The organism is Pseudomonas sp. R1-43-08 (genome assembly GCF_003852255.1).
Taxonomy (GTDB): domain Bacteria; phylum Pseudomonadota; class Gammaproteobacteria; order Pseudomonadales; family Pseudomonadaceae; genus Aquipseudomonas.
Map to the genome: position 1 here is coordinate 1,230,209 of NZ_CP027734.1, position 22,525 is coordinate 1,252,733.

Genomic DNA, 22,525 nt, shown 5'->3' on the forward strand with positions numbered 1-22,525 from the left:
GAGGCTTCGGCTCCTGAGCCGCCACAGGTTCAGTGCCGTGCCAATGCAGGTAACGGGGAGCCTGTCGCGGGCCTCAGCGCACCGCACTCACGCCATCGAGCGTCGAAAATGACGTGTCCTTGGCCGTCAGCAAGAAGTCACGCATGTACGGCGCATCCAGCATGTCCGCGCGAATCCCCGCATACAGCGTGGCGAACAAACCTTTCTCGCCCAGCCGCTTGGCCTTCACATAACCGCGTGAGCTGTACTCGTGCAGCGCCCAATGGGGCATGCCGCACACGCCACGGCCGCTGGCCACCAGTTGCATCATCATCACCGTGAGTTCCGAAGTGCGCACCTGGGCGGGTTCCACGTCGGCCGGCTCCAGAAAGCGGGTGAAGATGTCCAGGCGATCACGCTCCACCGGGTAGGTGATCAGGGTTTGCGTCAGTAGGTCCTGCGGCACGATGTAGGATTTATTCGCCAGCGGGTGCTGGTTGGCCACGGCGAGCATGGCTTCGTAGGTGAACAGCGGCACATAAGTGATGCCCGGCAGCTCCAGCGGGTCGGACGTCACCACCAGGTCGAGGTCGCCACGGGCCAGGGCCGGCAGCGGCGCGAAGGCAAAGCCCGAGGCCAGGTCGAGCTCGACTTCGGGCCAGGCATCGCGGAACTGGTCGATGGTCGGCATCAGCCACTGGAAGCAGCTGTGGCATTCGATGGCCATGTGCAGGCGCCCGGCGGTGCCGCCGGCCAGGCGTGCGATGTCGCGCTCGGCGCCGCGCAGCAGGGGCAGGGTGGCGTCCGCCAGTTGCAGCAGGCGCAGGCCGGCGCTGGTGAAACGTACCGGTTTGGTCTTGCGCACGAACAGCGGCATGCCCAGGCGCTCTTCGAGTTCCTTGAATTGGTGAGACAGCGCGGACTGGGTCAGGTGCAGGCGCTCGGCCGCCTCCACCAGGCTGTCGGCTTCGCGCAGGGCGTGCAGGGTCTTGAGGTGACGGATCTCGAGCACGGGCTCTCCATGAAGACAATTTGTGACGAAGCGCAATGGCGTGAGTTTGTCTCATGTTGCAGTGCATGTCGACCAGGACCGCCTGGCACTCTTCATCAAACTGTCATCGAACTGTGGCAGCGCGCTTGAACAAACTTCATCAGACTCGCGCTCTACTGGGGTTCTGCGTTTCGGTGTTTTTCATGCGCGTGTTGCTTTTACTGGCCGCTCTGTTGTTCGGCCTGCCGTCTTTTGCGGCTTCTCGATGTGACGTCAATGTCCCGACCCAAACGGTCGACCTGGCTCAGGTAAGCATCGCCTACCAAAGTATCGGGCGTGCGTCCGACCCTGCCTTGCTGCTGGTGATGGGCCTGGGCGGGCAGTTGATCCACTGGCCTGACGAAGTGGTCGTCGCCCTGTGCCAGCAAGGTTTTCGGGTGATCCGCTACGACAACCGCGATGTTGGCCTGTCCACCTGGCGCCAGGCACCGGCCAGCGCCAACCTGACTTTCGAGGTGCTGCGCTACAAGCTCGGCCTGCCGGTGGCGGCGCCCTACACGCTGACCGACATGGCCGACGATGCCTTGGGTTTGATGGATGCGTTGCAGGTCCGGCAATTTCATGTGCTGGGGGCGAGCATGGGCGGCATGATCGCCCAGCATCTGGCGGCGATGGCGCCGCAGCGGGTGGAAAGCCTGACCCTGATCATGACCAGCTCCGGCGCCGAAGGCCTGCCGGCCCGAATGCGGCACTGGTGCAGTTGCTGTCGCGGCGCAGCGCGCCTAATCGTGAGGTGGCGTTGGAACAGCAGGCGGATTTGCTTGCGGCACTGGGCAGCCCGAATGTGCAGGATGATCGCCAGGCATTGCTGCATCAGGCGGCGCTGTCCTATGACCGTGCGTTCAACCCCGAAGGCGTGAAGCGCCAGATCATGGCGATCCTCGCCGAGCCGAGCCGCGTGCCGTTGCTCAACCAACTGCGCGTGCCGACCCTGGTAGTTCATGGCACCGCCGACCCGTTGCTGCCGGTGATGCATGGCGTTCATCTGGCCGCGCATATCCAGGGCAGTCAGTTGAAATTGATTCCAGGCCTGGCCCACCGTTTCCAGGAGGCGTTCAAGGCGCCGTTGCTGGCGGCGGTGCTGCCTTACCTGCAAGCCCATCGCGAAGATACCGCGCACTGGGCGCAGATCGACCTGGGCGCGCCTTCGAAGCTGCTGTGAAGGTGGTGTATCGTGTCGCTTTTGCGGCGCATTAATGCCAGCGAGGTGGCCTGCCCATGAGTACTCCCCTGAAAATCGATTTCATCAGCGACGTGTCTTGCCCCTGGTGCATCATCGGCCTGCGCGGCCTGACCGAAGCCCTTGACCAGCTTGGCGCCGAGGTGCAGGCCGAGATTCATTTCCAACCGTTCGAGCTGAACCCGAACATGCCCGCCGACGGGCAGAACATCGTGGAACATATCACTGAGAAATACGGCTCCAGCGCCGAAGAGTCCCAGGCCAACCGCGAGCGCATTCGCGACATGGGCGCCGCGTTGGGCTTTGCCTTTCGCACCGATGGCCAGAGCCGCATCTACAACACCTTCGATGCGCACCGCCTGTTGCATTGGGCCGGGTTGGAAGGCTTGCAATACAACCTCAAGGAGGCGCTGTTCAAAGCCTATTTCACCGACGGCCAGGACCCCTCCGACCACGCGACCCTGGCGATCATCGCCGAAAGCGTCGGCCTGGACCTCAAGCGCGCCGCCGAGATTCTCGCCAGCGACGAATATGCAGCAGAGGTGCGTGAGCAGGAGAAGCTGTGGATCACCCGTGGCGTGACCTCGGTGCCGACCATCGTGTTCAACGACCAGTATGCCGTGAGCGGTGGGCAGCCGGCTGAGGCATTTGTTGGGGCGATTCGTCAGATCATCGAAGACGCCAAACAGTAAACCCAATGTGGGAGGGGCGGTGCGACGATTCGACTTGCTCCCGATGGCGGTGGATCAGTCAGCACATGTATTGACTGATACACCGCCATCGGGAGCAAGCCCCCTCCCACATGTGCCCTGTGTTCATTGCCCCCTGGCCCATCCCTTGCATTGACCCCCTGAAGCCCACCCGGCCTGCGGTTGGGCGCTGCCATTAGGGATGAAACACTGCCTTGAATATTCTTGACCTCGACCACAGCCTCACCGCTCAGGCGCCGATTGCCCAGCGGTTGGCCAGCGGCCGGGCCACGCGCCTGGATCTGCTGGACCTGGGCCCGAAACTGCGCCTGTGGTCCACCGAAAAAACCTGGAAACGTTTCGTCGAGCGCCTGGCCCAGCGGCCACGGCCCAGGGATGCGCGCCCGGAAATCCTGTTCGTCGGCTCCGGCGACTATCACCACCTCACGCCGGCGTTTCTCGCCGACCTGAAAGAACCCATCAGCCTGATCCACTTCGACAACCACCCCGACTGGGTGCGCTTTGCGCCCAAGCGTCACTGCGGTTCGTGGGTCAACCGCGCGCTGAAGATGCCGGCGATCAAACGCATCGTCACCCTGGGCCCTTGCAGCGACGACCTGCATAACCCGCAGCTGCGCGGCGGTAACCTCGGCGCCCTCAAGCGCGGGCAGTTGCAGCTGTTCCCCTGGCAGCACCCGCCCTCGAAAGTCTGGGGCCGGGTTGGCGATGGCGCCGGGCACCGACAGCAGGAAAATCACCTGCACTGGCGCAACCTGGCGGAGCTGGACTGGACCACGTTCCTGGACCAGATGATCGCCAGCCTGCCCACCGACGCGGTCTGGATCACCCTCGACAAAGACGTGCTCGCCAGTGAAGACGCCGCCACCAACTGGGACCAGGGCGGCATGCGCCTGAGCCACTTGCTCCAGGCCCTGCGGGCGTTGGCGGCGCATAAACGCATCATCGGCATCGACGTGTGCGGCGAGTTCGCCGCGCCGGCCTTCAGCAACGCGTTCAAGCGCTGGGAAGCCAAGTCCGACCAGCCTCCGCCCGAGCGTTGGAGCGCGCAGGATTTGCAGCGCAATGCCGCGACCAATGCGGCGCTGATCGATCTGTTCGAGGAGTTGTTCCCGTGAGCCTGACCGTGGTGATGTTGCTGGCGCTTTCCATCGTGCTCGATGTGATCGGCCAGTTGTGTTTCAAGCTGGGCGTGGACCGTCTGCCGCAACTCGATGGCGGTTTCCGTCTGCGCGCGTTCTGGGGCCAGGTGTTCAATGCGCCGCTGCTCTGGGCCGGCATCGGGGCCTATGTCATCGAGTTTTTCGTCTGGCTGGAAGCCTTGTCCCGTGCGCCATTGAGCCTGCTGTTTCCGCTGGCGGCGTTGGCCTATTGCCTGGTGGTGCTGGCGGGCAGGGTAGTGCTCAAGGAAACCGTCAGCCGACGGCGTTGGCTGGGCACGCTGGTGATTACGGTTGGGGTGATGTTGGTGGCGATTGCGGGGGGCCAGGCATGAGTACGCAAACCGTCGACACGGGCTGGTTGCATGGGCGGCTTGGCACGCTGGTGCTGTGGGCGCTGTTGATCGCCACTGAAAGTGCCGGGCAGCTGTTTACCAAGGTGGCCGGTGATCAATTGGGGCAGATGGATTTCACCTGGCAGTGGCTGGCGGATGTCGCGCGCAACCCGGGGATTCTGGCGGCGATTGCCAGTTATATCAGCGCGTTTTTCGTGTGGATGCTGATCCTGCGGCGCAGCAGTCTGTCGTTGGCCTTTCCGTTGAGTTCGCTGGTGTTCGTGGCGGTACTGCTGGGGTCTTGGCTGGGGTTGGGGGAGCACATCAGTCCGCTGCATTGGGTGGGGGTTGTGGTGATCATTGCCGGTATCGCCCTGCTGGCCGAAGGCGAAGAGAACTGAAACACGATCCCATGTGGGAGGGGGCTTGCTCCCGATAGCGGTGTATCAGCCAAAGGTGTATTGACTGACCCACCGCTATCGGGAGCAAGTCGAATCGTCGCACCGCCCCTCCCACATTTTGACCGAGGTGAATCAATCGAAGGTGTAGCTGATCGCCGTCTGCACCTGGCCCTGGTTCACCTCGCCGGCTTGCCTGACGATGCTGCTGTTGGCCGCCGAGCCGACCAGGTGCACCCAACTCGCACTGGTCAGCAATGACCAGTTGCGCGCCAGGGGGAACTGGAAGCTCTGGCTCAAGGTGACGTTCTGGAAACCGCCACTGGCGTTATAGGCCTTGAACCCCGTGGCGGCCGCCTCGTTATCGTCCACCCCGAAAAACGTCTGGTTCTGGCGCGCGTCGGCAAAGTGCGCCACCAGGCCGCTGCTGCCGATAATCCCACCGCCCAGCGGGTAACCGAGTTCACCGCCGACCTTGCCCAGCACCCCGCTCTGGGAATGACCACCGCCCACGGCCTGGCCCAGCTGCGCGTAGACCCGCCAGAAATCGGCCGGCGCGTACTGGACGAAACCGCCGACCTCGGCCATGTCCGACACATTGCGCAGGCCTTGCAGCGCACCATTGGAGGTACGCCCCGACAAATAATTGATGTACGGGCCGGCGGTGAGGCCGTGGGCGTTCAGCGCGCTCCAGGTCAAGCCGTCATCGGTGCTCAGGCTGACGTCGCCCCAGTCCAGGTCCAGGTAGGGCACGGGGCGGGTTTCGTAGCGGCTGCCGGTCGGGTCGTGGGGTTGGTAGCTGACGCCTGCGCCGACGTCTCCGGTGATGCCACCGGCCTGGGCGCTGAGGCTCAGCAGCCCGACGAGCGCAGCGCATGTGATCCTTAACATGGTCACAGTTCCTGATGAGTGAACAGGCGCGCATGAACGCGCAAACCCTGGCGCCTGCGCAAGCACTCATCTTGTTTGTAGCAAGCTACAAAAATTGTAGCTTGCGGCGCACCTGTCGCTCGGAATATCCAGCAAACCCCCAGCCCCGCTGGGCTTTGGCCAATTGGCACACTCCCTGCTCTACCGGTAAGGCAAGCGCATACAGCGCGCCTCTTTCCAAAGGTAGACGCAATGATCCAATGGCATATCGTGTGTGACTTCGACGGGACCATCACCCCCACCGATGTCATCGACAACGTCCTCCAACGCTTCGCCGGTCCCGAATGGGAAACCATCGAACAGGAATGGCTGGACGGGCATATCGGCTCACGCGAATGCCTGAGCCGCCAACTGGCGCTGATCAAGGCGACCCCGAGCGAGTTGCTGGCCTATTTCGACAGTGTCGAGATCGACCCGGACTTTCCGGATTTCGTCGATCACGTCATGGGCCTGGGCGCGACCATCGAAGTGGTCAGCGACGGCATCGAGCAAGGCATCGCGCGCATTCTGTCGCGCAACTATGTGACCTTGCTGCCGATCCTCGCCAACCGTCTGCGCCAGGTCGACCAGAACAGCTGGCGCATTGACTTCCCGTATGCCAGCGATGCCTGCCGCGCCGCTTCCGGCAACTGCAAATGCAAATCCACGCCGCGCAACAAGCGCGTGCTGGTGATCGGCGACGGCAAGTCCGACATGTGCGTGGCCTCCACCGCCGACTTCGTGTTCGCCAAGGGCAGCCTCGCCGAGTATTGCGTCGCCCACCAGATTCCCCACGCGCGCTTCGACACCTTTGCCGAAGTGCCTGCATTGCTGGCGCAACTGCCACAAGGCATCGCCGCCAACGCCACATCCTTTACTGCCGACACTCAGGAAATTTTCCATCATGTCTGATATCCGTATCGCTACCACTGAAGACCAGATCCTTCTGGATAAAGAAGCCAAGTACTGCTCCTACGGCGACACCGTGCATTACATCGAGCCGCCGCGTATTTTCAGCCGTTGCGAAGGTTCCTACGTGTGGGACACCGAAGACCAGGCCTACCTCGACCTGCAGATGTGGTACTCGGCTGTCAACTTCGGCTACGCCAACCCGCGCCTGAACAACGCATTGAAACAACAGATCGACACCCTGCCGCAGATTGCCAGCCAGTACCTGCACAAGGGCAAGATCGAGCTGTCGGAAATGATCGCGGTGGACGCCAAGAACAAGTTCGGCCTCGACGGTCGCGTGCACTTCAACGTCGGTGGTTCGCAGTCGATTGAAGACTCGTTGAAAGTGGTGCGTAACGCGTCCAACGGCAAGAGCCTGATGTTCGCCTTCGAAGGCGGCTACCACGGGCGCACCCTCGGCGCCTCGTCGATCACCTCCAGCTTCCGCTACCGTCGCCGCTATGGTCACTTTGGCGAGCGCGCCAACTTCATCCCGTTCCCTTATCACTTCCGTGGCCCGAAGGGCATGACCAAGGAAGAGTACGGCAGCCACTGTGTGCAGCAATTTGCGCGGTTGTTCGAGACTGAATACAACGGCGTCTGGGACCCGAAAACCAACCAGTGCGAATACGCGGCGTTCTACGTCGAGCCGATCCAGGGCACCGGCGGCTACGTGATCCCGCCGATGAACTTCTACCGCGAGCTCAAGCATGTACTGGACCAGCACGGCATCCTGATGGTCAGCGACGAAATCCAGATGGGTTTCTACCGCACCGGCAAACTGTGGTCGATCGAGCACTTCGACGTGCAGCCGGACGTGATCGTGTTCGGCAAAGCGCTGACCAACGGCCTCAACCCGCTGGGGGGCATCTGGGCCCGTGAAGAGTTGATCAACCCGAAAATCTTCCCGCCAGGTTCGACCCACTCCACCTTCGCTTCCAACCCATTGGGTACGGCGGTCGGCCTGGAAATGTTCAAGATGACCAGCGAAGTCGACTACGGCGCGATGGTCATGGCCAAGGGTAAATACTTCCTCGAAGGCCTGCAGGACTTGCAGAAACGTTTTCCGATCATCGGCGACGTCGACGGCCTGGGCCTGGCGCTGCGCTGCGAAATCTGCGGCCCGGACGGTTTCACCCCAGACAAGGCAACCCTGGACTACATGGTCGAGGAGGGCATGAAAGGCGACATGCTGGTGGATGGCCAGAAGCTCGGCCTGATCCTCGACGTGGGCGGCTACTACAAGAACGTGATCACCCTGGCGCCGTCCCTGGAAATCAGCTACCCGGAAATCGAGCTGGGCCTGAAGCTGCTCGAGCAACTGCTGGTGCGAGCGACCACACGGTGAGTGCCGGCGAGATCGACCTCGGTGAAGGTGATGCCGGCTTCGTTCTCGGTGCTGGTCCGGTCGGGATCCTGTTGATTCACGGCCTGACCGGCACCCCGACGGAATTGCGCCAGGTCGCCAAAGGGCTGGTCAAGGCGGGCAACTGCACAGTGTACGTGCCCACCCTGGCCGGGCACTGCGGTGATAACAGCGACTTGCAGGCCACCGGCTGGCGGGACTGGTACGAAGGGGTGCGCAAGACCTTCGCACAGATCGAGCGGCGTCACGCGCAAGTGTTCGTTGGCGGCTTGTCCATGGGCGCGGTGATGTCGATGTATGTGGCTGCCGAACACCCTGGGCGAGTCGCCGGGCTGCTGATGTATTCCACCACCTTGAAGTACGACGGCTGGAGCATCAACAAACTGGCGTTTCTTACGCCGTTGCTGATGAAGATTCCGTTCGGCGTGCACCTGTGCAGCTTCGAAGAAAAGCCGCCCTACGGCATCAAGAACGAACGCCTGCGGGCCGTCGTCGAGCGGCAGATGAAGCAAGGCGAAAGCAGCGAGGCGGGGTTGTTGACCATGGAAGGCATTACTGTGCGCGAGTTGCACCGCCTGAACGCCGTGGTCAGGAAACGCATGCCCGAGGTCAAGGTACCGACGCTGGTGCTGCACTCCCTCGAGGACGACATCACCAGCCGCTGGAACGCCGATTACGTGGAGCGCCACCTCGGTGGCCCGGTGACCAAGATCCTGCTGGATAACTGCTACCACATGATCACCGTCGACCTGCAATACCGCCGGGTGATCGAGTTGAGCGCCGAGTTTATCGAGCAGCGCATTCGGTCCGTCGAACCTGAGCTGTTGTGGCGAGGGAGCTTGCTCCCGCTGGGCAGCGAAGCTGCCCAGAAACCGGCGGCCTCTTTTTAGCTGGAAGAACTCACTGCTGTTGAGGGGGCTGCTTCGCAGCCCAGCGGGAGCAAGCTCCCTCGCCACAAAGGGATCAGATGTGATAACCACCCAAGCCTTCCCCACCATCCGGGCTATCCAGCGCGATGCCTGGAATGACTGTTTTCCCGGTGCCCTGGAGGACTGGGACTATTACCTCGCGGTGGAAAACGCCGCGATCGATGACTTTCAGTGGCGTTACCTGGCGGTTTACGAAGAGGGAACGCTGGCGGCAGTGGCTGTAGCGTTCATCACCCATTATCGTCTCGACACGACGCTGTCGGGCGCCGGCAAGCGCTTGACCGAACGTGTGGCGCGACTGTGGCCGGGTCTGTTGCAACTGGGGTTGTATGCCCTCGGTTCGCCGGTGGCCGAGCGCTGCGACGTCGGTTTTGCCAGTGGCGTGGCGGATGCGCGGCGCCCGCAGTTGCTCAAGCACTTGCTGGAGGTCGCGCGCCGGGATGCGGATGACTTTGGCATCGGCCTGCTGGCGGTCAAGGACGCACCGAGCAACGACCCGCATTGGGCCGAAAGTTGCCGTACGGCTGGCTTTCAAAGCATGCCGAGCCTGCCTACGGGCGTGTTGCCGCTGCCTTACGGCTCAGTGGACGCTTACCTTGGCTCGCTGGGTAAATCCACGCGCAAAGACCTGCGCCGCAAACTGCGCGCACCGGGGCCGCGAGTGGAGTGGCGGCACAACATCGATGATGTGCTGCCCGAGGTCATGCGCCTCTATGAATCCACGCTGATGCGCGCGGACTTGCAGTTCGAACGCCTGCCCGCCGGTTACTTCACCGGGATTCTCGAACAGCTGCAAGCGCGTGCGGTGTGTGTTCTTTACTGGGTGGACGAGCACCTGGTGGCGTTCAACCTGATCCTGCTCGACGAGCATCGGCTGATCGACAAGTTTTTCGGGCATGACATCGCGTTCAGCCGTGAGTACAACCTGTACTTCCGTAGCTGGCTGACCAATGTCGACTACTGTATTCAACACAATATTGCGGTGTACGAGTGCGGCCAGGCCGGGTATGCCAGTAAACTGCGCCTGGGCTGCCAGTTCCAGGGCAACAGCCTGTTCTTCCGCCACCGCAATAGGCTGGTCAACGGCGTGCTCAAGTTAGTCAAAATGTTGTTCCGACCGGATCGTTCCGACCCTGCCATGGCTGCTGCGATAAGCGAAACCTGATGATCACCAAGACCCGCCAGAAAGCCCGCCCCTTTGCCATTTCGCGCTGGAGCGTCCAGCGCAAGCTGGTGCTGGCCTTCTGGCTGGTCAGCGTCATTCCGACCATGATCGCGGCGGAATTGGCCGCCACCACGTTGTCGCAGATTTTCGACAGCAACGTGCGTATCTGGCTGCAGGAGTCGACCAAGATCGTCAAGGACGAGATCGGCGACATCCTTCACGACAACGCGCGCATGGCCAAGCTGTTCCTGCGCTACACCAGCCCACCCTCATCGCGGCAGGCCGAACGGCATGACCGGCTCACCGCCGACATCGCCGATGCCACCGACATCGATGTGGTGGCGCTGATTCGTAGCAGTGATCACAAGGTGGTGTTCAGCACCGCCGCCGACGACATCGTCAAGCAGATCAACCTGACCAGCAACACGGTATTGCAGACCGTACAGGTGGCCGGTGTCAGCACGGGCCTGGTGGTATCGACCTTCGAAACCAACCGCGATGGGGTCGATTATCTGTTGCTGGTGGCCACCTACCTGGACAGCAGCTTCCTTACCAGCGTGGCCGATGTACATTCCCTCGACCTGCGCCTGTACCTGGCCAATGCCACGGGGTTTTCCGAGATATTTTCCACCCAGCGCTTCGAAAACCACCCGGCGCGCATCCCGAAGAACGTCGAAGCCGAGCTGCGCAGCACCCGGCAGCCGAGCGAGCAGTTCACCAACCAGTACAGCGGCTTGTACTGGCCGATATTCAACGATGCCGGCGAGCTGCAAGGCGTGATCTTCAGCGGCCTGCTGCGCCACACGAGCCTGGTGGGGCTGGTGAATCAGAGCAACTTGTTCGTGCTGATTTTCCTGGTCAGCTCGGCGCTTTCACTGGCGGCAGGGGTGTGGGTGTCGCGGCGCCTGACCCAGCCGCTGCGGGACTTGTCCCAAGGCGTGAATGCGGTGATCTCCGGCAACTACGCGCACCGGGTAGAGGTCAGCGGCGGCGACGAGCTGGCGCAACTGAGCAGCACCTTCAACCACATGACTGAACGCCTGGGCGAATTGCATCACCTGGAAGCCCAACTGCGCCGGCGTGATCGTCTGCATGCCCTGGGTGAAGTCGCCATGGGCCTGGCCCATGAAATCCGCAACCCGCTGGGCATCATCAAGACGGCCACTCAACTGTTGCACCGGCGCGCCGACCTTCCGGACGCCGACAAGCGCCACTTGGAGTACGTCATCAGCGAGGTCAGCCGGATCAACGACCTGATCACCGAATTCCTCGACTTCGCCAAGCCCAATCCGCCGATCCGCGTACAGCAACCGGCCCGCCCGTTGGTGGAAGACATCCTCGGCTTCTGTGGCCCGGAGTTGAGTACTCACAATATCGATGCACAGATTGACGACCAGGCGCCCGACGCCACGCTCTACGCGGATGCCAAGCAGCTCAAGCAGGCCTGCCTGAACCTGATTCTCAACGCCATCGACGCGATGCCTGAAGGCGGGCGCCTCACCCTGGGTATCCGCAGCGTGGGTGACACTACCGTGATCAGCATTGCCGATACCGGCCAGGGCATCCCGGCGGATATGGTCGAGCGCATTTTCACGCCGTTCGTCACCACCAAGGCCTCGGGCACGGGGCTGGGCCTGGCCAAAGTCTATTCGATCATGGAGAGTCATGACGCCAGCATCGAGTGCCTCAGTGAGAAAGATGCCGGCGCCACCTTCAACCTGTACATTCCGGCTAACGGTGAAGACGACGGCGAGGATGAGAACGGGCATGACGCATAACGTATTGGTGGTCGACGACGAGCCCAAGCTCTGCGACCTGTTGTCATCCGCCCTGAGCCAGAACGGCATCCAGGTGTTTACCGCCGGCAATGGCCTGCATGCGCTCAAGGTACTGGAGCAGGAGGACATCGACCTGGTCATCAGCGACTGGCGCATGCCGGGCATGGACGGGCCGGCGTTGCTGGCCGAGATCAAGCAGCGCTACCCGCAGTTGCCGGTGATCGTGATGACGGCCTACAGCACGGTGAAAAATGCCGTGCAGTCGATGCGCAATGGTGCCTACGACTACATTGCCAAGCCGTTCGATATCGACGAGTTGGACATCACCGTGGCCAAGGCCCTGCAGTTTCGCGACATCATGCGCGATAACGCGCGCCTGCGTGCCGAGCTGGATGAACATGCACAGTTCGACAGCTTGGTGGGTGACAGTCCGGCGTTTCGTAAAGTGCTGCAAGCGGTGGACTCGGTGCGCGACAGCAGCGCAACCATCCTGCTGACCGGCGAAAGCGGCACCGGCAAGGAAATGGTTGCTCGCGCGATCCACAAGCATGGCAGCCGTGCCGACCAACCGTTCGTGGCGGTCAATTGCGCGGCGATTCCTGAGGGGCTGCTGGAAAGCGAGATGTTCGGTCATCGCAAAGGCGCCTTCACCGGCGCTGTGGCCGACCGGGTAGGGCGCTTCATGCAGGCCGACAAGGGCACGCTGTTCCTCGATGAAGTCGGTGATATGCCGTTGGCCTTGCAGGCCAAGATTTTGCGCGCCTTGCAGGAACGGGTCATCGAACCGGTGGGTGATCCCCGCGAGCGCAAGGTGGACGTGCGGGTGATCGCCGCGACCAACAAGAACCTGCTGGACGCGGTGGCCAACAAGGAATTTCGCGAAGACCTGTATTACCGGCTGAATGTCTTCCCGATTCCTTTGCCGGCCCTGCGCGAGCGCGTGGAAGACATCGCACCCCTGGCCCGGCACTTCGCCCGCACCCTCAGCGCGACCGCCGGCAAACGCATCACCGGGTTCAGCCCGGAAGCCTTGCAGGCCATGGCGGCGTACCACTGGCCGGGCAATATCCGTGAGCTGCAAAACTGCGTGGAACGAGCGACCATCGTAGCGGCTTCGCCGGTGATCGAGGATATCGATTTGCCGGGGTATCTGTTTGCTTCGAAACCGAGCGAGGGCGGGGTGACGGCGATCCTCAGCGACGGGCCGGGTGTGCCGCAGGACCTGGATGCGGCGCTGGCGGAAGTGGAGAAAGCCTACATTCTGGCGGCGTTGCAGGAGAGCAATGGCGTGCAGGCCGCGGCAGCAGCGAAGATCGGGATTTCGGAGCGCAGCTTTTGGTACCGCCTGAAGAAGCTGGGCATCCAAGTCGACAAAATAATCCGCTGACACACTGTGATTAAAACTGTGGGAGGGGGCTGCTCCCGATAGCGGTATGTCAGCCATGAATTTATTGACTGACCCAACGCCATCGGGAGCAAGCCCCCTCCCACATTTGGACTGTGGTGTGTCAGGTGTGCAGGCGTACCCAGACGCTTACCAGGACGGTTGCCGCCATCAACCAGGCCACTGCGGCCACGGCGAGCGACGCCTCCAACCGCATCCGGTCCACCATCACATACAACGTCGCCAAGTACACAAAGTACGGAATGATCGACCACATCCCAAACACAATGGTGGTCTTCAAATCCTCGACCGAGCGGCCCTTGCCGACGATGTAGTGGGCGATCAGCGCGAAGGTCGGAAACAGCGGCACCAAGCCTGCGATGTAATAGTTTTTGGTCTTGGCCAGTGCGGCCAATATAAGCACCACCGCCGCGCCGAGGGCGGCTTTCAAGAATAGATCCATCAGTGACTCAACCCGTATTTCTTGACCTTGTCGAACAGCGTGGTCTTGGCCATCCCCAGTTCCTGGCTGGCCTGGGTCAGGTTGCCGCCGCTGCGTTGCAGGGCGTCAACGAGCAGGTTGCGTTCGAAGGCTTCCACCGCCTCGGTAAAGGCCAGGCCGTGGGTGCTGCCGCCCGTGCCGCTTTTCTTGAACGCGGGCAGGCCCAAGGCGAAGCGTTCGGCGACGTTGCGTAGTTCGCGTACGTTGCCCGGCCAGTCGTGGCTCATCAGGTTCGACAGAGTCTGGTTGTCCAGCTCCGGGGCGAGGCGATCGAAGCGCAGTGAGGACTGCTGCAGGAAGTGTTCGAACAACTGCAGGATATCTTCACGGCGCTCGCGCAGTGGCGGCAGTTCCAGGGTGACCACATTGAGACGGTAGTACAGGTCGCTGCGGAACTGGCTGGCGCGGCTCAGTTCATCGAGGTCGGACTTGGTGGCGGCGATTACCCGGCAATCCACGGCCACGCTCTGGTTCGAACCCAGGCGTTCAAGGGTGCGTTCCTGCAGGACCCGCAGCAGTTTGATCTGCAGGTTGATCGGCATGCTTTCCACTTCATCGAGAAACAGCGTGCCTTCATGGGCGTGCTCGATCTTGCCGATGCGGCGCTTGCCGGCGCCGGTAAACGCGTTGGCTTCGTGGCCGAAGATCTCGCTTTCGAACAGGTTCTCCGGCAGCCCACCGCAGTTCAGGGCGACGAACTGGTGGGCGTGGCGCCGGCTGAAGTCATGCAGGCAGCGCGCGACCAGCTCCTTGCCGGTGCCGGTTTCGCCTTCGATCAGCACGTTGGCCGACGTGTCGGCAACGTTGGTGATCAGTTCGCGCAAGTTTTGCATCGCCGGCGAGCGCCCGATGATGCGGCCCTCCAACGAATCGCGCTCGGCCAGTTGGCGCCGCAGCGACCAGACTTCCCGCGCCAGCCCACGCTGTTCAAGGGCACGACGGGCGACGTCTACCAGGCGCTCGGGGGAGAAGGGTTTTTCCATGAAATCGTAAGCGCCGTTGCGCATCGCGCCGACCGCCATGGAGATATCGCCATGCCCGGTGATCAACACCACCGGCAGGCTTTTATCCAGCGCCTTGAGGCGAGTGAGCAAGGCCAGGCCATCGATACCCGGCAGGCGAATATCGCTGATGACAATGCCGGCAAAATTCTCGCCGATATGGGTCAGCGCTTCTTCGGCACTGCCCACGCCAACGCTGGGGATGTCTTCCAGCGCCAATGCCTGCTGGCAACCCAGCAGCACGTGGGGGTCATCTTCGACGATCAGGACGGTGAGGTCTTGGGGTTCAATATTCATGTCGACTCAACTTTTTCAGCGCCCGCCAGCGGCAGGTTCAGGACAAACGCGGTACCACCAGCGGCCGGATGTTCCACGGCCAGGCTGCCGCCGGTGGCCGCCGCAAGGCTTGCGGAGAGGGTCAGGCCCAGGCCCAGCCCTTGCTCGCCGGGCTTGGTGGTGAAGAAGGGCTCGAACAGGTGTTTGCGTGCCTCGGGGTCGATGCCGTGGCCATTGTCGCGCACCCGCAGGCGATATTTGCCCTCGGCACTCTGGCCTTCCAGCCACAACTGCGGCGCCGGTTGCGCCTGCATCGCATCGAGGGCGTTGCCGATCAGGTTGACCAGGATCTGCTCCAGGCGCGTCTGATCGATCTGCAACTGGGCTTGGGTGAAGTCACGGTGCACGGCCAGGGACAGGTTGTCCAGGCGCGCGCCGAGCACTTGGAACGCGGCGTCCACCGCCTTGGCCAGGTTCGCTTCGCCCTGGTCGTCACCGCGCCGGGCGAACGAGCGCAGGCTGGCGGTGATGCGACCCATGCGATCGATCAGTTCGTTGATGGTCTTGAGGTTGGCGCTGGCGGTGTCCAGGGCCCCACGTTCGAGGAAGCGCACGGTGTTGCCGGACAGGGTGCGCAGCGCGGCCAGGGGTTGGTTCAATTCGTGGGCGATGCTGGTGGACATCTGGCCGATCGCTGCGAGTTTGCCGGCCTGCACCAGTTCGTCCTGGGCACGGCGCAAAGTCTCTTCGGCCTGGCGCCGTTCGCGGATCTGGCCTTTGAGGCGTTCATTGCTGGCGCGCAGGTCGGCGGTGCGTTCGGCAATCCGTCGTTCCAGCTGGCTGTTGGCTTCCTGCAAGGCCTCCCGTGCGGCGAGGCGGGTGGCGATGACCTTGCGCCGCTCGTTCCAGGCAATCAGCAAAAACGCGACCAAGCCAAACGCGACGGCGACCAGGATGCCCTGGTTGATCGCGGCGCGGCGTAGTTCATTCAGCGGGGTGAGCAGGGTGAAGTTCCACGGTGTGTCATTCAGTGGCCGGGTTTGCGCCAGGTAACTGACTTCTTGCTTGTCGTTGACCACTTCGCTGTTGGCCGGGAAGGTCAGCTTTTCGCTGCCTTCGTTCAGCCGCTCGCGGGCCAGGGGTTCCAGGGCGTCCAGTGTCGCCCAGTAATATTGCAGGCTGTTAGCCAGCCGGTCCCTGGTGTCTTCGCTCAGGGGACGCACGGCCTTGAGGCGGCGGGCCGGGTCACTGGACAGGATGATGATGCCGTTTTCGTCGCTGACAAAAGCTTCGAGGCGCGCGCGTTGCCAGCGCTCTTCAAGCGCTTCCAGGCGGACCTTGACCACGGCGACGCCGATGATCTTGCCATGCTCTTCCAGGCCGTGGGCCAGGTAGTAGCCGGGTTCGCCGTTGGTGCTGCCGATGCCGTAGAAACGACCGGGCTGGCCGCGCACGGCGTTCTGGAAATAGGCGCGAAAGGACAGGTCTTCACCTTGGTAACTGTCGGCGTCGCGCCAGTTACTGGTGGCCAGCACTCGGCCGGTGGTGTCCATCACGTAGATGGCGCGGCTACGGCTGCGGCGGTTCAAGCCTTCGAGGTAATCATTGACGGTCTTGCGGGTTTCCTGGTTGGGGTCAGCCAGGAGCAGGGAAACGCTGGATTCCAGCTCAAGCAGGCTGGGCAGGTAGGTGTATTTGCTCAGTTCGCTTTCGACGGTGCGGGCGTGCAACTCCAACTGGCGTTCGCCGTTGTCGCTGAGGGTGCGGATGCCATAGTACTCACTGACCCAGAGGCCGATATAACCCAAGCCGATCATCAGGGCGATGATCAACGGCGGCAGGAACAGTTGACGTATCAGGCGAGGCTTCACGGCAAGTGATGGCGGCGCAGCGCGATAGGGGGTGGGGTCGCATTTCATCACAGATGCCTTGGGTCAGCTACCGCCCTCCGGCCAACTGTAGGAGCGAGTTTGCTCGCGAAAAACGTCAACGATGACGCGTGCATCCTGGATGTCCGCGGTGCTCTTGGGTTCTTCGCGAGCAAGCTCGCTCCTACAGGGTGGGAGTGAGGCTGTTTTTAGTGCTGCAGGATTTTCTCAAGGAAGTGCTGCGCACGTTCGGAGCGGGCGCTGATGTCGCCGAAGAACTCTTCTTTCGGGCAGTCTTCGATGATCTTGCCGGCGTCCATGAAGATCACGCGGTCGGCCACTTTGCGGGCGAAGCCCATTTCGTGGGTGACGCACATCATGGTCATGCCTTCGTGGGCCAACTGCACCATCACGTCGAGCACTTCGTTGACCATTTCCGGGTCCAGCGCCGAGGTCGGTTCGTCGAACAGCATGACGATCGGGTCCATGGCCAGGGCGCGGGCAATCGCCACACGTTGTTGCTGGCCACCGGACAGTTGGCCTGGGTGCTTGTGGGCATGGGCCGACAGGCCGACGCGCTCCAGCAGTTGCAGGCCCTTCTTGGTGGCTTCTTCCTTGCTGCGGCCGAGCACCTTGATCTGCGCGATGGTCAGGTTCTCGGTGATGGTCAGGTGCGGGAACAGTTCGAAGTGCTGGAACACCATGCCCACGCGCGAGCGCAGTTTCGGCAGGTTGGTCTTCGGGTCGGCGATGGAGGTGCCGTCGACGATCACGTCGCCCTTCTGGAACGGCTCCAGCGCATTCACACACTTGATCAGGGTGGACTTGCCCGAGCCGGACGGCCCGCACACCACGATCACTTCGCCTTTTTTAACCTCGGTGCTGCAGTCGGTCAGCACCTGGAAGTCGCCATACCACTTGTTGATGTTCTTGATAGAGATCATACGGCAAACCTTTTTTGCAGACGCTTGACCAGCAGCGAGGCGGAAAAGCTGATGATGAAGTAGACGACACCGGCGAAGATCAGGAACTCATTGGAGCGGCCGATGATGTCGCCGTTGGAACGGGCAGAGTTGAGGAAGTCCACCAGGCCCACGGTGTAGACCAGCGACGTGTCCTGGAACAGGATGATGCTCTGCTGCAGCAGCAGCGGGGTCATCTTGCGAAACGCCTGGGGCAGGATGATCAGGCGCATGGTCTGGCCGTAGGTCATGCCCATCGCCTGCGCGGCGGCCATCTGGCCCTTGGGAATCGACTGCACGCCGGCCCGCACGATTTCGCAGAAGTACGCGGCTTCGAACATCATGAAGGCCACGACGCAGGAGGTGAACGCGCCGATCGGCGTGTCTTCACCGGTGATCCAGCGCAGCACGAACGGCACCGCCAGGTAGAACCAGGTGATCACCAACAGCAGCGGGATCGAACGGAAGTAGTTCACATAGGCGCCGGCCACACGGGACAGCAGCTTGCTGGACGACAGGCGCATCAGCGCGAGGATCGTACCCAGGATGATGCCGCCGACCACGCCCATGACCATCAACTGCAGGGTCATGACCATGCCGTTCCACAGGCCCGGGATCGCGGGGATGATACCGCTGAAATCGAAGTCCATTATTTACCCCCCACGGAGATCAGGCCGGGCACCGCGACTTTCTTCTCGACCACGCGCATCAGCAGCATCAGGCTCATGTTCAGGGTGAAGTAGATCAGCGTGGCCAGGGTGAAGGCCTCGAACAGGTTGGCCGAAAACTCGGCGGTCTGCTTGGTTTGCGCCAGCAGTTCCATCAGGCCGATCAAGGACGCCACGGAGGAGTTCTTGAACACGTTGAGGAATTCGGAGGTAAGCGGCGGAATGATGATGCGATAGGCCTGGGGCAGCAGCACGTTCCAGTAAATCTGCGGCAGCTTGAAGCCCATGGCGCGCGCGGCGGCTTCCTGGCCACGGGGCAGCGCCTGGATGCCGGTGCGCACTTGTTCACACACACGGGCGGCGGTGAACAGGCCCAGGCACACGACGACGCTCAGGTAGGCCGAGGTGGTCGGGTTCAGGTCTTGTTTGTACCAGTCCTGCAGGTTCTGCGGCAGCAGATCGGGTATCAGGAAATACCAGATGAACAGCTGAACCAGCAGTGGCACGTTACGAAACAGTTCCACGTAGCAGGTCGCGATGCCCGATACGAGGCGGTTTGGCACGGTGCGCATGACCCCCAGAATGGAGCCCAGCAGCAAGGCGATGATCCATGCCACGACAGCGATGGCGATGGTCCAGCCCAGGCCGGCGATGTACCAGTCGAGATAAGTCTCGCTGCCAACGCCGGTGGACTTGAAGAACACGCCCCAGTCCCAGTTGTAATTCATTAGGGTCTCCCCTCGAGATCGATCGATGTACAAGCACCCGCTTGGGACAGTCCGTTCCCGCCTGACGTTGAACGCCAGGCACACACGATCGGCTCGAAAACCGCCAGGTCGAGTGTTCCAAGTTAAAGCCAGCAGGTAATTACAAGCGCCTGAGGGAGTTTGGCTCCCTCAGGCGATAAGGTTAGCCAGGTTTTAGATCTTTACTTCCGGAGCCGGTTTGTCGCTCGGGTTCTTGATCAGTTCCTTGACCTTGTCGCTCATCGGGAAGTTGAGGTTCAGGCCTTTTGGTGGAATCGGGCTTTCAAACCACTTGGCGTAGATCTTGTTGATTTCGCCGGACTTGTACAGGCTGGCGATGGCGTCATCCACGGCTTTCTTGAAGTCCGGGTCGCCTTTGCGAACCATGCACGCGTAGGCTTCGAAGGACTGCGGAGTACCGGTGATCACCCAGTCATCCGGCTTCTTGGCCTTGGCTTCTTCGCCGGCCAGCAGGGCGTCGTCCATCATGAAGGCAACCGCGCGGCCGCTTTCGAGCATCTGGAAGGATTCGCCGTGGTCTTTGGCGGAGATGACGTTCATGCCCATCTGCTTGTCGGCGTTCATCGCCTTGATGATGCGCTCGGATGTGGTGCCGGCGGTGGTCACGACGTTCTTGCCTTTCAGGTCGGCAAAGTCAACGTAGGTCGGCTTGCCCTCCTTGTCTTTCTTGACCAGCAGACGGGTGCCGATTTCGAAGATGTTGGTGGTGAAGTCAACTTGCTGGGCGCGTTCGGCGTTGTTGGTGGTGGAGCCGCATTCCAGGTCCGCGGTGCCGTTCTGGATCAGCGGAATACGGGTCTGAGACGTCACCAGGTTGTATTTGACCTTCAGATCGGGCTTGTTCAGGTCTTTTTTCAGGGCTTCAACGACGGCCAGTTGAATGTCATGGGAATAGCCCACGGGTTTGCCCGAGCCATCCGCAATGTAGGAAAACGGGATAGAGCTGTCGCGGTGAGCGAGAGTGATAGTGCCGGAGTCGTTGATTTTCTTCAGCGTGCCGGTGAGTTCGGCGGCGAAAACTGGAGTGCTGATCAGAGCAGCAGCGATAGCTGCGCCCAGGATATGGGGAACGATGCGCATCAATACTTCCTCGACATTTGTTTTTCTTATAAAGCCAGCTAAACGGCTCTCTTGTACAGCGAATGCCTTGACGGCTGCTGAGGCGTCTCAGGCAATCGTCAGGAAGTGTAGAGCATGAGTCGTGCCATACCCGAGACAAAAGCTTAACTCCATGATTTATATGATTATTAACTTTGTGTGACGGTAGCGGTTCGGTGTGCGGGTACGGCAAACCGAATGATGGGAGGTATTGCGTTCGGATAACCGAATGCCCAGCCCGGACATTGTAGGAGCGAGCTTGCTCGCGAAAAACGCAAAAGCGCCGCGTTTATTCTGAATTAACGCGGCGCTCTCAGGTTTTTCGCGAGCAAGCTCGCTCCTACAGTATGGGGCGGTCAGGCCGCTTCGGTCTTGCTGCGGTTCTGTTCAACCTTGGACAGGTAGCGTTGCAGGTTGTCCTGCTCTGCCGCCGTGGTGAACAGGCCCAGCTTGGTGCGGCGCCACAGTATGTCCTGAGGCTGGGTCACCCATTCTTCGGCGCACAGGTAATCGACTTCGCGGGTGTAAAGGCCACCGCCCAGGTGCTCGCCCAGATCAGCCAGGGTTTGCACACCTTCCAGCAGGCGCCAGGTGCGGCTGCCGTAGGTGGTCGACCAGCGACGGGCGATCTCGCTCGGCACCCAGTCGAACTTGCTGCGAATGGCCTCGGCCAGGGCTTCTGGCGTGGTCATGTCTTCGCCGCCCGGCAGACTGGCCTTGGCGGTCCAGCTTGGGCGCATCTGGGTGAAGTACGGCGCCAGTTGCGCCATGGCCGATTCGGCGAGCTTGCGGTAAGTCGTCAGCTTGCCGCCGAACACCGACAGGATCGGCGCCTCGCCGCTGCCGCCGGACAGCGACAGGGTGTAGTCGCGGGTAATGGCCGATGGGTTGTCCGATTCGTCGTTGCACAGCGGGCGCACGCCCGAATAAGTGTGGACGATATCGTCACGGCTCAGCTGTTTCTTGAAGTGTGCGTTGACCACCTTGAGCATGTAGTCGGTTTCACCTTCGGTGATCGTAACTTTCGCCGGATCGCCGGTGTATTCGCGGTCGGTGGTGCCGATGATGGTCAGGTGATTGAGGTACGGAATCGTGAAGACGATGCGCTGGTCTTCGTTCTGCAGAATGTGCGCATGCGCACCTTCGTAGAGTTTCGGCACGATCAGGTGGCTGCCCTGGATCAGGCGAATGCCGTAAGGCGAATCCAGTTTCAGGTCGTCCTTGATGAACTTGGCGACCCACGGGCCGGCGGCGTTCACCAGCGCCCGGGCGCGGATCGAGAACAGGCTGCCATCGGCGCGTTCCATGTTCATTTCCCACAAGCCGTTGCTGCGGTGGGCACTGACGCAACGGGTCTGGGTGTGGATATGCGCGCCTTTCTCGCGCGCGGCCATGGCGTTGAGCACCACGAGGCGGGCGTCGTCGACCCAGCAGTCGGAATATTCGAAGCCTTTGGTGATTTCGCTTTTCAGCGGGCTGTCGGCACCGAACTTGAGGCTTTTGGAACCGGCCAGCTTCTCGCGCTTGCCCAGGTGGTCATACAGGAACAGGCCGGCACGAATCATCCAGGCCGGACGCAGGTGCGGACGGTGCGGCAACACGAAGCGCATCTGCTTGACGATGTGCGGGGCCTTCGCCAGCAGTACTTCACGCTCGGCCAGGGCTTCGCGTACCAGGCGGAACTCGTAATGTTCCAGGTAGCGCAAGCCACCGTGGATCAGCTTGCTGCTGGCAGAAGACGTGTGGCTGGCCAAGTCGTCCTTTTCGCAAAGGAATACCGACAAACCGCGCCCGGCTGCGTCTGCTGCAATGCCGACGCCATTGATCCCGCCGCCGATTACGGCAACGTCATAGACTTCGGCAAGCGGTGGTGCAGGCAAGGTAGAAGGGTTCATCGGCTGGCCTCGCGATCTTTTCGTATTGGAATTCGAACATTAATGTTCATTTGCGAAAATGGTAGCTGATAAATGCGCGCGCAGCCAGCCAACTTCGATTGAAAAAACTCATCGAAGGGTAGGGAAAGGAAAATTTGTGAACTGATAGTTCCCACGCTCCGCGTGGGAATTGAGCCCATGACGCTCTGCGTCACAG

The 22,525-nt window shown here is 61.5% G+C and carries 22 protein-coding genes; 12 read left to right on the forward strand and 10 right to left on the reverse strand.

Annotated elements, in window-relative coordinates; all coding sequences use genetic code 11:
* Nucleotides 1-73 precede the first annotated feature (73 nt).
* Nucleotides 74-991 (reverse strand): transcriptional regulator MetR, encoded by a 918-nt coding sequence (metR, locus tag C4J87_RS05405; protein ID WP_124365990.1) that lies wholly within the window; start codon nucleotides 989-991, stop codon nucleotides 74-76.
* 182 nt (nucleotides 992-1,173) lie between these two features.
* Between metR and C4J87_RS05410 the strand changes: the two genes are divergently transcribed.
* The 6 genes from C4J87_RS05410 to C4J87_RS05430 all read left to right on the forward strand — a co-directional run bounded on the left by C4J87_RS05410 (nucleotide 1,174) and on the right by C4J87_RS05430 (nucleotide 4,813).
* Entirely contained in the window at nucleotides 1,174-1,890 is a 717-nt protein-coding gene (locus tag C4J87_RS05410; RefSeq protein WP_256679974.1) for an alpha/beta fold hydrolase, read from the forward strand.
* Complete coding sequence (locus C4J87_RS26310) at nucleotides 1,836-2,192, forward strand: alpha/beta fold hydrolase (RefSeq protein ID WP_256679975.1); 357 nt, start codon at nucleotides 1,836-1,838, stop codon at nucleotides 2,190-2,192. The genes C4J87_RS05410 and C4J87_RS26310 overlap by 55 nt, the downstream gene beginning before the upstream one ends.
* 56 nt (nucleotides 2,193-2,248) lie before the next feature.
* Nucleotides 2,249-2,902: a DsbA family oxidoreductase gene (locus C4J87_RS05415; protein WP_124365991.1), complete on the forward strand. Its 654-nt coding sequence runs from the start codon at nucleotides 2,249-2,251 to the stop codon at nucleotides 2,900-2,902.
* Nucleotides 2,903-3,114: 212 nt separating this feature from the next.
* On the forward strand, nucleotides 3,115-4,035 hold the full coding sequence (locus C4J87_RS05420) for an arginase (protein ID WP_124365992.1): 921 nt from the start codon (nucleotides 3,115-3,117) through the stop codon (nucleotides 4,033-4,035).
* Complete coding sequence (locus tag C4J87_RS05425; protein ID WP_124365993.1) at nucleotides 4,032-4,412, forward strand: EamA family transporter; 381 nt, start codon at nucleotides 4,032-4,034, stop codon at nucleotides 4,410-4,412. The genes C4J87_RS05420 and C4J87_RS05425 overlap by 4 nt, the downstream gene beginning before the upstream one ends.
* On the forward strand, nucleotides 4,409-4,813 hold the full coding sequence (locus C4J87_RS05430) for an EamA family transporter (protein WP_124365994.1): 405 nt from the start codon (nucleotides 4,409-4,411) through the stop codon (nucleotides 4,811-4,813). Before C4J87_RS05425 ends, C4J87_RS05430 begins: the two co-directional genes overlap by 4 nt.
* Nucleotides 4,814-4,945: 132 nt before the next feature.
* Here C4J87_RS05430 and C4J87_RS05435 read toward each other — a convergent pair whose 3' ends face one another.
* Nucleotides 4,946-5,701 (reverse strand): MipA/OmpV family protein, encoded by a 756-nt coding sequence (locus tag C4J87_RS05435; RefSeq protein WP_124365995.1) that lies wholly within the window; start codon nucleotides 5,699-5,701, stop codon nucleotides 4,946-4,948.
* 231 nt (nucleotides 5,702-5,932) lie between these two features.
* Here C4J87_RS05435 and C4J87_RS05440 point away from each other — a divergent pair, with 231 nt between their 5' ends.
* The 6 genes from C4J87_RS05440 to C4J87_RS05465 all read left to right on the forward strand — a co-directional run bounded on the left by C4J87_RS05440 (nucleotide 5,933) and on the right by C4J87_RS05465 (nucleotide 13,295).
* A complete protein-coding gene (locus C4J87_RS05440; protein ID WP_124365996.1) occupies nucleotides 5,933-6,631 on the forward strand; it encodes an MtnX-like HAD-IB family phosphatase in 699 nt (232 codons plus the stop codon).
* Complete coding sequence (locus C4J87_RS05445; protein WP_124365997.1) at nucleotides 6,624-8,018, forward strand: aspartate aminotransferase family protein; 1,395 nt, start codon at nucleotides 6,624-6,626, stop codon at nucleotides 8,016-8,018. The genes C4J87_RS05440 and C4J87_RS05445 overlap by 8 nt, the downstream gene beginning before the upstream one ends.
* Nucleotides 8,015-8,926: a carboxylesterase gene (locus tag C4J87_RS05450; RefSeq protein ID WP_124365998.1), complete on the forward strand. Its 912-nt coding sequence runs from the start codon at nucleotides 8,015-8,017 to the stop codon at nucleotides 8,924-8,926. The genes C4J87_RS05445 and C4J87_RS05450 overlap by 4 nt, the downstream gene beginning before the upstream one ends.
* A gap of 79 nt (nucleotides 8,927-9,005) precedes the next feature.
* Nucleotides 9,006-10,130 (forward strand): GNAT family N-acetyltransferase, encoded by a 1,125-nt coding sequence (locus tag C4J87_RS05455; RefSeq protein ID WP_124365999.1) that lies wholly within the window; start codon nucleotides 9,006-9,008, stop codon nucleotides 10,128-10,130.
* The gene (locus C4J87_RS05460; RefSeq protein ID WP_124366000.1) at nucleotides 10,130-11,908 is read left to right on the forward strand and encodes a HAMP domain-containing sensor histidine kinase; all 1,779 of its coding nucleotides are present in this window, start codon (nucleotides 10,130-10,132) and stop codon (nucleotides 11,906-11,908) included. Before C4J87_RS05455 ends, C4J87_RS05460 begins: the two co-directional genes overlap by 1 nt.
* Entirely contained in the window at nucleotides 11,898-13,295 is a 1,398-nt protein-coding gene (locus tag C4J87_RS05465) for a sigma-54 dependent transcriptional regulator (protein WP_124366001.1), read from the forward strand. The genes C4J87_RS05460 and C4J87_RS05465 overlap by 11 nt, the downstream gene beginning before the upstream one ends.
* A 121-nt stretch (nucleotides 13,296-13,416) precedes the next feature.
* On the opposite strand, the gene C4J87_RS05470 is transcribed toward C4J87_RS05465, so the two are convergent.
* From C4J87_RS05470 to glpD, 8 genes are all read right to left on the reverse strand, one after another.
* Nucleotides 13,417-13,755 (reverse strand): GlpM family protein, encoded by a 339-nt coding sequence (locus tag C4J87_RS05470; RefSeq protein ID WP_124361500.1) that lies wholly within the window; start codon nucleotides 13,753-13,755, stop codon nucleotides 13,417-13,419.
* Nucleotides 13,755-15,092, reverse strand: coding sequence for a sigma-54 dependent transcriptional regulator (locus C4J87_RS05475; RefSeq protein ID WP_124366002.1), 1,338 nt, complete (start codon nucleotides 15,090-15,092; stop codon nucleotides 13,755-13,757). The genes C4J87_RS05470 and C4J87_RS05475 overlap by 1 nt, the downstream gene beginning before the upstream one ends.
* Entirely contained in the window at nucleotides 15,089-16,990 is a 1,902-nt protein-coding gene (locus C4J87_RS05480) for a sensor histidine kinase (protein ID WP_124366003.1), read from the reverse strand. The genes C4J87_RS05475 and C4J87_RS05480 overlap by 4 nt, the downstream gene beginning before the upstream one ends.
* A 158-nt stretch (nucleotides 16,991-17,148) precedes the next feature.
* Nucleotides 17,149-17,883 (reverse strand): amino acid ABC transporter ATP-binding protein, encoded by a 735-nt coding sequence (locus tag C4J87_RS05485; protein WP_124361503.1) that lies wholly within the window; start codon nucleotides 17,881-17,883, stop codon nucleotides 17,149-17,151.
* On the reverse strand, nucleotides 17,880-18,551 hold the full coding sequence (locus tag C4J87_RS05490; RefSeq protein WP_046071144.1) for an amino acid ABC transporter permease: 672 nt from the start codon (nucleotides 18,549-18,551) through the stop codon (nucleotides 17,880-17,882). The genes C4J87_RS05485 and C4J87_RS05490 overlap by 4 nt, the downstream gene beginning before the upstream one ends.
* Nucleotides 18,551-19,297: an amino acid ABC transporter permease gene (locus tag C4J87_RS05495; protein WP_024073702.1), complete on the reverse strand. Its 747-nt coding sequence runs from the start codon at nucleotides 19,295-19,297 to the stop codon at nucleotides 18,551-18,553. The genes C4J87_RS05490 and C4J87_RS05495 overlap by 1 nt, the downstream gene beginning before the upstream one ends.
* A gap of 192 nt (nucleotides 19,298-19,489) precedes the next feature.
* A complete protein-coding gene (locus C4J87_RS05500; RefSeq protein WP_124366004.1) occupies nucleotides 19,490-20,416 on the reverse strand; it encodes a glutamate/aspartate ABC transporter substrate-binding protein in 927 nt (308 codons plus the stop codon).
* A gap of 374 nt (nucleotides 20,417-20,790) precedes the next feature.
* The gene (gene glpD / locus C4J87_RS05505) at nucleotides 20,791-22,329 is read right to left on the reverse strand and encodes a glycerol-3-phosphate dehydrogenase (RefSeq protein WP_124366005.1); all 1,539 of its coding nucleotides are present in this window, start codon (nucleotides 22,327-22,329) and stop codon (nucleotides 20,791-20,793) included.
* Between the last annotated feature and the right edge of the window lie 196 nt (nucleotides 22,330-22,525).